General features: G+C 59.0%; 9 protein-coding genes and 1 pseudogene. 5 read left to right on the top strand and 5 right to left on the bottom strand.

The window, feature by feature from the left end; translation table 11 throughout:
- Nucleotides 1-22: 22 nt before the first annotated feature.
- From kdpB to kdpF, 4 genes are all read right to left on the bottom strand, one after another.
- A complete protein-coding gene (gene kdpB / locus HGP14_RS22860) occupies nucleotides 23-2,104 on the bottom strand; it encodes a potassium-transporting ATPase subunit KdpB (protein WP_168832173.1) in 2,082 nt (693 codons plus the stop codon).
- Between the two features lie 14 nt (nucleotides 2,105-2,118).
- Entirely contained in the window at nucleotides 2,119-2,793 is a 675-nt protein-coding gene (kdpC, locus tag HGP14_RS22865; protein ID WP_168832174.1) for a potassium-transporting ATPase subunit KdpC, read from the bottom strand.
- A gap of 12 nt (nucleotides 2,794-2,805) precedes the next feature.
- Nucleotides 2,806-4,509 carry a potassium-transporting ATPase subunit KdpA gene (gene kdpA / locus HGP14_RS22870; RefSeq protein WP_312862167.1) on the bottom strand — a complete coding sequence of 568 codons (1,704 nt, stop codon included), beginning with the start codon at nucleotides 4,507-4,509 and terminating at the stop codon, nucleotides 2,806-2,808.
- 134 nt (nucleotides 4,510-4,643) lie between these two features.
- Nucleotides 4,644-4,775 carry a K(+)-transporting ATPase subunit F gene (kdpF, locus tag HGP14_RS36685; protein WP_409527094.1) on the bottom strand — a complete coding sequence of 44 codons (132 nt, stop codon included), beginning with the start codon at nucleotides 4,773-4,775 and terminating at the stop codon, nucleotides 4,644-4,646.
- A gap of 326 nt (nucleotides 4,776-5,101) precedes the next feature.
- Between kdpF and HGP14_RS22880 the strand changes: the two genes are divergently transcribed.
- Nucleotides 5,102-5,815 carry a response regulator gene (locus HGP14_RS22880; RefSeq protein WP_246704546.1) on the top strand — a complete coding sequence of 238 codons (714 nt, stop codon included), beginning with the start codon at nucleotides 5,102-5,104 and terminating at the stop codon, nucleotides 5,813-5,815.
- A gap of 44 nt (nucleotides 5,816-5,859) precedes the next feature.
- Here HGP14_RS22880 and HGP14_RS22885 read toward each other — a convergent pair whose 3' ends face one another.
- Nucleotides 5,860-6,120, bottom strand: a complete 261-nt coding sequence (locus HGP14_RS22885; protein ID WP_168832176.1) for a hypothetical protein — start codon at nucleotides 6,118-6,120, stop codon at nucleotides 5,860-5,862.
- A gap of 662 nt (nucleotides 6,121-6,782) precedes the next feature.
- On the opposite strand from HGP14_RS22885, the gene HGP14_RS22890 reads away from it, so the two are divergent.
- The 4 genes and pseudogenes from HGP14_RS22890 to HGP14_RS22905 form a co-directional block, all read left to right on the top strand.
- A complete protein-coding gene (locus HGP14_RS22890; RefSeq protein WP_168832177.1) occupies nucleotides 6,783-7,736 on the top strand; it encodes a C45 family autoproteolytic acyltransferase/hydolase in 954 nt (317 codons plus the stop codon).
- Between the two features lie 197 nt (nucleotides 7,737-7,933).
- Nucleotides 7,934-9,460 (top strand): ABC transporter substrate-binding protein, encoded by a 1,527-nt coding sequence (locus tag HGP14_RS22895; protein WP_168832178.1) that lies wholly within the window; start codon nucleotides 7,934-7,936, stop codon nucleotides 9,458-9,460.
- Between the two features lie 63 nt (nucleotides 9,461-9,523).
- On the top strand, nucleotides 9,524-10,465 hold the full coding sequence (locus tag HGP14_RS22900; RefSeq protein ID WP_168832179.1) for an ABC transporter permease: 942 nt from the start codon (nucleotides 9,524-9,526) through the stop codon (nucleotides 10,463-10,465).
- Nucleotides 10,465-10,891 (top strand): annotated as a pseudogene (locus HGP14_RS22905) (ABC transporter permease); the annotation flags it as partial. The gene HGP14_RS22900 and the pseudogene HGP14_RS22905, both read left to right, overlap by 1 nt.

Raw genomic sequence — 10,891 nt, forward strand, 5'->3', positions numbered from 1 at the left:
TTCTCTAGCGGCAGTCCCTCCGTCAGAGGAAAGGCGTCAGCAGAATATCGATCAGCTTTATACCTATAAAGGGCGCGATGATCCCGCCCAATCCATAGATCACCAGGTTCCTGCTCAGCAGCCGCGCGGCCGGCTCGGCACGATATTTCACGCCCTGCAGAGCGAGCGGGATCAGAACTACGATGATCAGCGCGTTGAAGATCACCGCCGACAGGATCGCCGACGCCGGGCTATGGAGACCCATGATGTTAAGGGCTGCCAGCGGCGGATACGTCGCGACGAAAGCCGCCGGTATGATAGCGAAATACTTCGCCAGGTCATTGGCAACGCTGAACGTCGTCAACGCACCGCGTGTCATGATCATCTGCTTGCCGACCTCGACGACTCGCAGCAGCTTCGTGGGGTTGCTATCGAGGTCGACCATGTTGCCGGCCTCTTTGGCCGCCTGCGTGCCGCTGTTCATTGCAACAGCAACATCTGCCTGCGCCAACGCGGGCGCGTCGTTGGTACCGTCGCCGGTCATCGCGACAAGCCGCCCTTCCGCCTGGTATTCGCGGATCAGGCGCAACTTGTCTTCAGGCGTGGCTTCGGCCAGATAGTCGTCAACGCCCGCTTCGGCCGCAATGGCCGCAGCCGTCAGCTTGTTGTCGCCCGTGATCATCACGGTCTTGATGCCCATGGCGCGCAACTCGGCAAAGCGCTCCTTGATTCCGCCCTTGATGATGTCCTTGAGTTCGACAACGCCGAGAACGGTGACACCATCGCTAACCACCAGAGGCGTGCTGCCGCGCCGGGCCACATCCTCGACAATCTTGGTGACTTCCTGTGGGAACACACCGCCGATCGCTTCGACATGGGCGCGGATTGCGCTCGCCGCGCCCTTGCGGATCTGGCGCCCTTCGATGTTGATGCCGCTCATGCGCGTCTGAGCGCTGAACGCGATTGCCTCCGCTCCTTTGAGTTCGCGGCCGCGCATGTTGAAGGCGTTTTTCGCGAGCACGACGATCGAGCGGCCTTCCGGCGTTTCGTCAGCGAGCGAAGCAAGCTGGGCGGCGTCGGCAAGCGTGCGCTCATCGACACGCGGCGCGGGGTGGAACCTGGTGGCCTCGCGATTGCCAAGCGTGATCGTACCGGTCTTGTCGAGAAGCAGGACGTCGACGTCGCCGGCTGCCTCGATAGCGCGCCCCGATGTTGCGAGCACATTGGCCTTCATCATCCGGCTCATGCCCGCGATGCCGACAGCCGACAGCAATGCGCCGATGGTTGTCGGAATCAGGCAGACCAGCAGGGCGATGAGCACGGTGATCGTCACTACGGATCCCGTGCCATTGACGATCGTACCGAAACTCGAGAACGGCAGCAGCGTCACGCAAACCAGGAGGAAGATCAACGTGAGTGCCACGAGCAGGATCGTCAAAGCGATCTCGTTCGGGGTTTTGCCGCGCTTGGCGCCCTCTACCATGGCGATCATGCGGTCGAGGAAGGCTTCGCCCGGCTTTGCAGTCGCACGCATGATGATCCAGTCGGACAGCACGCGGGTCCCGCCGGTGACCGAGCAGAAATCACCGCCCGCCTCACGGATCACGGGGGCAGATTCACCGGTGATGGCCGATTCGTCTACCGAGGCAGCCCCCTGCACGATCTCGCCGTCCGTCGGGATGATTTCGCCGGCTTCGACGAGCAGATAGGCCCCAACCTCCAACTCGTCACTTGGCATCAATGTGGACGAGCTTCCTCGAGTGGCATCACTGAGAACTCGCGCTACCACTGTCTGACGGGTTGCACGGAGAGCATCGGCTTGCGCTTTTCCTCTCCCCTCTGCCATCGCCTCGGCGGCATTGGCAAAGAGCACCGTAAACCAGAGCCAGGCGGCGATCCAAAAAATAAAGCCGGCAGGGGCTTCCCCTTGACCCTGTAGGGCCTGGATCCACAAAAGCGTTGCGATGATACTGCCGAGGTAAACGACAAACATCACCGGGTTCTTCACTTGGACCTGCGGGGAAAGCTTCTTGAAAGCCTCACCGATGACCGATGTCCATTTCACCGGCCTAGCCTTGCTGCCAATATCCGCGCCTTGCGGCGCCACTGCGTCTATACGTGACATGAGGCACCGCCTATTCACTGTGCGTTAGGACGGACCGGTGAGGTCTCGTCCAACGCGAGATTGAGTTCAAGAACGTTGACCCTCGGGTCACCGAGAATGGCAAGCTGCGGACCGCTCGTGTTCTGATCGATCAACGCCTGCACTTTCTCCGTCGAAACGCCGCGTGCCGTGGCCACGCGGGCCGCCTGCAGCCTGGCGTTGGCAACAGAAATATGGGGATCGAGGCCTGAGCCGGATGCCGTGACGGCGTCGACCGGAACCGGGGTATCCGGTGCAAGTCCATTCTCCTCTCGGTAAGCCTGGGTGCGATCCGCAACCGCGTCCAGAAGCTTCTTACTGGTAACGCCCTGGTTGCTCGCCGCGCTTGAGGCGGCGTTGTAAGGCTGATCGATCGTCTTCGATGGATCAGCCGGGTCCGCTCCCGACGTCACGCTTGGCCGGCTATGGAAATATTCTGGCTTCGAAAAATACTGGCCAATGACGCTTGAACCGACCACCTGTCCATTGGCGATAACAAGGCTTCCTTCGGCCTGCCTCGGGAAGAGAAGTTTGGCAAGGCCGGTTGTCGCCAGGGGATAGGCAATGCCGGTGACCACCATGAAGAAGGCGGCAGACACGAGAGCCGGTCGCACAACGCCGCGAGTGACAGAATGGGCAACGGGCGCTGTTGCTTTGGATATGTTTTGCATGGGAAGCAATCCTTAGAAAGTCGTGCCGGAGAGCATAAATAGATGCTCGACGACCGGACCCAGAGCCAAGGCCGGCAGGAACGTTAGACCGCCGACGACAATGATGACGAAGACTAGAAGACCGGTGAACAAAGGCGTTGCAGTCGAAAGCGTTCCCGGACCTTCCGGCACGGTCTTTTTGGCTGCCAGCACGCCTGCGACCGCCAGCATGGGCAGCAGCGTGAGGAAGCGTCCGATCAACATGGCCAAGCCAATCGTCGTGTTGAAGAAGGGCGTGTTCGCGTTAAGGCCTGCAAAGGCTGAGCCGTTATTGGCGGTGCCCGACGTGTAGGCATAGAGAACCTCGCTGAAGCCGTGCGGGCCCAAGTTAGCAAGACTGTTGAGCGTCGATGGCATGAGGCATGCGAGCGCCGTGAAGCTGAGAATGCTGAACGGGTGAGCCAGGATCGCGAGCATCACATACTTCATCTCGCGGGCCTCGACCTTCTTTCCGAGGAATTCAGGCGTGCGCCCGATCATCATGCCAACCAGGAACACCGTCAGGATCGCATAGGTCACCAAATTGATGAGACCAACGCCGTCGCCGCCGAAAACGTTGTTCAGCATCATCTGCGCGATCGGTACGAAACCGCCAAGCGGAGTGAGTGACGAGTGCATCGAGTCAACCGAGCCGGTCGTGGCTGCGGTCGTGGTCGTTACGAACAGGCTGGTCTGGGCGATGCCGAAACGCAGCTCCTTGCCTTCCATGTTACCGCCAGCCTGGAGAACTGTGTGGGTCTGGTCGACTCCCAGTCGAGCAAGCAACGGATTGCCGCTCTGCTCGGAGTTATAGACGAGGGCAAGGAAGCCCACGAACATGACGAGAAAGGCGGCAAAAAAGGCCCATCCCTGCCGGCGACGCAGGATCATAGCGCCGAAGGTGTAGGTGAGCGCCGAAGGGATCAGCAACATGCTGAGGATGTGCAGCGTGTTCGTGAGCGGCGTCGGGTTTTCAAACGGATGTGCCGCGTTCATCGAATAGAAGCCGCCGCCGTTGGTGCCGATGTGCTTGATCGACTCCAGGCTGGCGACCGGTCCGACAACAAGTTGTTGCTTGGCGCCCTCGAGAGTGCTTGCGATTGCCTCCGCGCTGAGCGTTTCCGGCATGCCCTGCCAGACATAGACCAGCGCCATGACCAGGCAAAGCGGCAGAAGCAAGCGATAGGTAACGCGCGTGAAATCGACCCAGTAGTTGCCGATATCGGCGGTGCTTCTGCGGCTGAGGCCCCGGATGAAACCACCCGCTGCTGCCACGCCGGTCGCAGCACTGACGGTCATAAGGAAGGTAATCACCGCCATTTGCGAGAAATTCGACAGGCTCGACTCGCCAGCATAGGACTGCCAGTTGGTGTTGGTTATGAACGAGGCAGCGGTGTTGAATGCCTGATCCGGTGCTTGAGATGCGCGGCCCAATGGATCGCCAGGCAGAAGGTCCTGCAATCGCAAGATCAGGTAGCCTAAAAGCATCATCGCGGCGTTGCTCAGCACGAGCACCATGCCGTACCGCTTCCAGGACATCCTCTCCTCCGGCGCGACGCCGAGGACACCGTATGTCACACGTTCGAGGATGTTATGTTTGGGGCTTGTGAAAAGATGCGTCATCCATTTGCCGAGGACCACGACCAAGCCGGTCATGATCGAGAGAATGACGATGAATTGAATGATGTCTTGTGTCACGTGCGCGTCCTCAGATCCGATCCAGGGTCACGAGGAACCCCGCTGTGAAAAGAAAGAAGACGAGCGTCACCGCCACGAATACGAGGTCGCCCATAATTGCCACCAGGTTGATTGTTGGATTTGTTGATCCGTCCTCAGAAGCGCTCTGGCTTCACGAGGGCGTAGAATAGGTAAACGCACAGGCCAGTGGCGCAGACGCCGGCCAACGTTGTCATCAGTGAAGATGTCACGACAGTGTTTCCCCCGGAAAGCGATTGATCCGGCATAACGAATTGTCGGGTCTTCCTGACGGGAAGATCAGCGCGGCAGATGCAAACCGCCGAGCAAAGGGTAGGAAAACGCTTATCATGTGTGTCGACTCCTTAAGTAATCAGAGTTGCCGACGTGATTTATTGCTTCGCGTATAAGGTTAGTGCTGAGATTTTACGCGCTTGTGTAAAGACGGCGTAATGATCCAAGCGTTTGATGCCGATACTTATATAGCCTTTATAGAGATCCCGAAAATATAACGTCGTTCTGACAATTAAGTTGGTAATCGGTCGAAGGTCGCTTTTCCAAGCAGCGAGACAGAAAGGCAACCAACGTGTCTGCGATGCCGATCCATGCCCCCGAGATACTGATCATTGAAACCGAGGAAAAGCTTCGGCACACTCTCGCCGCGCTGATCGGCTCGTTGGGTTATCGCACCTTTGCCGCCGCTTCCGCCGCTCAGGCTGTCAGACGCGCAGAGACGGAGCCGGATCTCATCATCCTTGATCTTGCAGCTCCCGATATTGATGGTTCTCAGACGATCCCGGAGCTTCGCAAGATATTCGCCGCGGCTCCAATTCTTGTCATCTCGCATAGAGGCGATACCGGGGTGAAGGTTGCGGCGCTGGATGCCGGCGCGGACGATTTCCTGACAAAACCCATCAATCTTGAAGAGCTCGGCGCGCGGGTCCGAGCAATGTTGCGACGCTGTATGATAAGACCGGAGACTCGGCTGCCCGTTCGGATTGGAGAATTCGAGCTCGATGCCGAGAAGCGCTCCGTAACGTTACGGGAACGCTCGATCTCGTTCTCCCGTAAGGAATTCGACCTATTACAGATCTTTGCTCGGCATGCGGGAAAGGTTCTGACGCACCGTTTTTTGGTTTCGCAGATGTGGAACGAACAGGTCGACAGCCAATATGTCCGTGTCTATGTCTCGCAAATTCGCAGCAAGATCGAGGCGAATCCGGCGAAACCCAGATACCTGGTTACCGAGCCTGGGACAGGATATGTATTTCACAGCACGCAGCAGGATCGCATAGCAGGCCGCATCTGAGTATAGGATCCGGCACAAATGGAGACGAAGAGCGATCCGAAAGCTCACAAAAGCAAATACAGGCCCGCTGCGAGGAAGCTCAGCCACAGCGCTTCGCTCCAATGATTAAGGCTGTCGGCGGAGTAGCGCTGGCGGGTAAATGTGGCGACGACGGCCGCAAGGGCTGCGTACAGGAACAAGCATCGGGATGCCGATGTCAGGTAGTTTGCCTTGGAGAACAAGGCAATCGCAGACGCGATGTAGCACTTCCAGACAAATCTCCTGACCGTCGCCCGCGATATCTCGTTCAGCTCGATTGACTTCATCGTTCGGCAGTCAGCTCGCGACCCAGAGGATGCATGCGAGGCCGGCAAAGAAGACAGCGAGGACCAGGGCGAGCCTGACCAAGATCCAGAGGTCGTCTGTGCGATTGAACGCAACCTCATTCGTTTGCCGCGTTTTCCAAGATGGATGAGACTGAGCCACCTGACGCTCGCGCGCCTGCAAGTAATATGCCCACCAGCGACCATACATCGTCTTTTTCCTTCCAGCAAAAATGCATCTATCAGCACCGACGAAGACTCGTCCGCGACGGAAAAACTATCGATTGTGGCATATGTTTTCGATTGGGACGGGCAGGCGCTGATATAATCTTCGTATAAAAGCGGCAACGGACCTGACGTGTCTGGTCTGGCGCGGAATGGCGCGGACCGAGACGTGCGATTTCACCATTTGATTTGGCTCGGGAACATATCGCTTCGACACACGTTAGCTTAGTGCAACGCACGTCCATAATGTCGTTGCAAATGACTGCATTGTCTTCAATCGCAGTCAAACAGGCCCGGAGCTGTCCAGCACAGCGCCGGGCTTTGTTCGTTCAGGAGCGAGTGTCTGACCCAGAAAGGTTCACCGGCAGAGGCTGGGTCGCGAGTAGACGTCAAGGCTTTCCTTGCCATTCGCGCTGTTCAATTCTTATACTCCTTTTGCTATGGACAAGACGTTCGTCACAGCGCGGGAGGACCGGCCCGGGAAAGCTTGGCTATCCCGTTTTATCGCTGGGCGAACTGAGGCCGAGAGCTGGTATTTCGGCCAAGCCGTGTCGCAGATCCCAACCGCCAAAGACTGTCGCGCTGCCTTGCTGCAGCACATGCCGGAGTTGATTCCCCACTATGAGGACGCCTGCGCCCTCGTCGGAGACGATGAGGTCGCGCACAGGATGCTGAGCCACTACCGTCCCGCGCCGGAACGTTATGGCTGCAGCCAGGCTGTCTGGCTTGGAGAAGAAGGCCCGGCACTGGTCCGCAACTTCGACTATCCGCCCGACATCGTCTCGGACCGCTTTGAGATGACCGCATGGTCGGGATTAAGGGTGATCTCGAAGGCCCAGCGACCCTGGGGAGGTTGCGTCGACGGGATGAACGAAGAAGGACTGGTCGCCAGCGTGACCCTCGGCGGAAGCCGCACTCAGGGCGTCGGTTTCTCGATAATCCTCATGATCCGCTACGTCCTCGAGACCTGCCACCACGTGAACCAGGCGGTGGAGGCGCTGTGCCGAATTCCGGTGGCGCTTCCACAGAACGTGACCGTCCTGGACCGTTCGGGCCGCTACGCCACCCTGTTCCTCGGCCCCCGCCAGCGACCGGTCATTTCGCGTCTGAAGGCCTGCACGAACCATCAGCGAACCGCAAGGCCCTCATCGTCTTCAATGGCGCGTCAGCTCCGGGTTCTACAGGCTCTGGAGGAGCCTTCGATGTCTCTTTCGAGGCTGACTGACCTATTCCTTATGCCGCCGCTCTATTCCGGGCGGAGTCCTTACCCAACGCTCTACACGGCCGTCTACCGGCCTGCAGAAGGACGCGTGGACTACATCTGGCCGGGGAAACGCTGGTCCCAACGTTTCGACGACTTCCGAGTAGGCGAATACACTCATTGCTACGGCTGACCCATGATCGACGCGCTTCGTCGTTGCTCAGGTGGGTGACGACGAAATCCCTCTCGTTCACGCTTTGCGCGGATACGCGGATAGGGAGAGATCGGACCGTTTGCTCTTTCTTGATTGACAGGTCCTCCTCGTTGGCTATTCTATTATAAAATTCACTATAACATAATTGTGGAACTACTGAACGGGAGATCAGCAGCATGAAAACTGTCCTTGCATGCCTTCTTGGCACCGCGCTCGTCGCATTGCCTTCCGCGCTCATGGCTCAGGAGAAGGGTGGCGTCATCAATGTCGCGACCATCGGCGAGCCGCCGACGCTCGACCCGATGTCGTCGACGGCCGATCTCGTCGGCATCGTGACGCAGCACATCTTCGAGACGCTCTATACGTTCGACAAGAATTGGAAGGTCACGCCGCTTCTTGCCGAAAGCCTTCCTGAGATCAGCGCAGACGGGAAAACCTACACCATCAAACTCCGGACCGGCATCAAGTTCCACGACAATACCGACATGACCTCGGAAGACGTCGTGGCCTCGTTGAACCGCTGGACGAAGGTCGCCTCGCGCGGCAAGCAGGCGGCCGGGTTTATCGACACGATCACCGCCGTCGATCCGGCCACCGTCAAGATCACGCTGAAGCAGCCCTATGCACCGCTGACCTCGCTGCTTGCCTTCAACAACTCGGCGGCCATCATCATTCCGTCAGAAAAGCAGGACGCGCCGATGAAGGATTTCGTCGGAACCGGTCCCTATATGCTGAAGGAGCGCAAGGCGGACCAGTATATCCAGCTCACACGCTTCGACGGCTACAAGTCGCGTGACGGCGAGAGCGACGGCTATGGCGGCGCACGCCACCAGTATCTCGACGAAATCCGTTTCGTGCCGGTTCCGGATCCGAACACCCGAGTCGAGGCCGCCGTTTCCGGTCAGTATGACTATGTCGATTCCCTTCCGGTCGAATCCTTCGACAAGCTGAAAGGCTCGAGCCCAACCCAGCCGGTCATGCTGAAACCCTTCGGCTATCCGGTATTCGTCTTCAATACCAAGGAAGGCATCGCCAAGAACGTCGAGGTCCGCAAGGCGATCCGCCAGGCGCTCAGCATGGAAGACATGATGGCGGCTGCCTTCGGCAGCACGGATTTCTACACGCTTGACGGCGACATCTATCCCGACGCCTATTCCTGGCACACCGATGCCGGTGTCGAGGGCGCCTACAACCTCGCCGACCCGGAGGGTGCTGCAGAGGCCTTGAAGAAGGCGGGTTACAATGGCGAACCGCTTCGTATCCTGACGAGCCGGCAGTATGAATTCCACTACAAGATGGCGCAGGTCGCCGCGGAATATCTGAAGCTTGCCGGCTTCACCGTCGACATGCAGGTGGTCGATTGGGCGACGCTGACGCAGCGCCGCACCGATCCGAAGCTTTGGGACATCTATATCACCCACAGCCCGTTCCTGCCCGAGCCGGCGCTGATTGGCGCGCTTTCGACCAGCTCGCCCGGTTGGTGGGATACGCCGGTCCGCAAGGCGGCGGTCGATGCCTTCACGTCGGAGGTCGATCCGGACAAGCGGGTGGCACTGTGGGCTGATGTCCAGAAGGCTATCTACGGCGATGTCGCCTTCATGAAAATCGGTGATTTCAACGCGCTTGCTGCGGAATCCACCAAACTTGAGGGCGTTGATCCGGCTCCCTGGCCGTATTTCTGGAACGCTTCGATCAAGAAGTAACGGTGGCTCCGGAGGCTGGCCGCATGGCGGCCGGTCTCCCGCTGTCCTGAGGATCGGATATCCATGATACGCTACATCCTACAACGCCTGTTCGGCATGATCGTCGTCATGTTCCTCGTGGTCACGATTGTCTTCGTGATCGTGCGTGTCACACCTGGCGATCCCGCGGCCGTGATGCTCGGGCCGGATGCGACGCCTCAGGACATTGCCGATCTTCGCGCCAACCTCGGCCTCGACCGGTCGCTCGGCGTGCAATATGTCTACTATATCGGCCAGCTCCTGAAGGGCGATCTCGGCCAGTCGATCTTCCTCAACATGCCGGTCACGTCCGCGTTGCTCGATCGCGCCGAGCCTACCTTCTTCCTGACCGTCTTTTCGCTTCTGATTGCCAGCATCATCGCGCTGCCAATCGGCATCTATGCCGCCTATCGCCGCGGCTCCCTCGTCGACCAGGCGGCGACGACGGTCGCAATGCTGGCTGCCAGCATCCCGAGCTTCTGGCTCGGCCTTATCCTGATACAGTTCTTTGCCGTCCGCTTCAGCCTCTTCCCGGTGTCGGGCTATGGCGGTCCCGGTTCGACGTTCCTCGATCGCATGTATCACCTCACATTGCCTGCCTTTGCGCTCGGAATCGTCTCTTCGGCGCTCATCCTGCGCTTCACGCGGGCCTCGATGCTCGACGTGCTCGGAGATGACTATATCCGCACCGCTCGCGCCAAGGGCCTGATCGAGCGCCGCGTCGTCCTGAAGCACGCCTTGAAGAATGCGCTGATCCCGATCCTGACGGTGATAGGCCTCACCGCAGCCGTGCTGATTTCCGGCGCGGTGGTCACGGAGACCGTCTTCGGCCTGCCGGGTGTCGGCAATCTGGTGGTTTCCGCGGTGCTTCGCCGCGATTATCCGGTCATCCAGGGCGCACTGCTGGTCATCGCCGCGCTCTATGTGCTGATCAATTTCGCCATCGACATGCTCTATCTGCTGATCGATTCGAGGGTGCGCTACTGATGACCGATATTGCTTCGAAACCCATACAGAGCGAGCGCAGCAAGTTCTTCAGGCGCCTGCTGAAGCGCAGGACTGTTGCTTTCGGCGTGCTGATCCTGGCGATCTTCGTGCTGCTTGCCGTGCTTGCACCTTGGATTGCGCCCTATTCGCCGTCGAAGCTTTCGATCGTGAACCGGCTGAAACCGCCGAGCGGAACCTTCTTCTTCGGTACGGACGAATTCGGCCGCGATATCTTCTCGCGGACCATCTATGCCGGGCGCTTGTCGCTGCTGGTCGGCGTGGCCGTGGTAACGCTCTCGGCGGTCATCGGTGTGACGCTCGGCCTGCTCGCCGGCTTCTTCAAGAAGCTCGATGCACCGATTGCCCGCCTGATCGATGCGATGATGGCCTTTCCGGACATTCTGCTGGCGATCGCGCTGGTCGCAG

The sequence above is a fragment of the Rhizobium sp. P32RR-XVIII genome (genome assembly GCF_012641395.1).
Classification (GTDB): Bacteria; Pseudomonadota; Alphaproteobacteria; order Rhizobiales; family Rhizobiaceae; genus Rhizobium.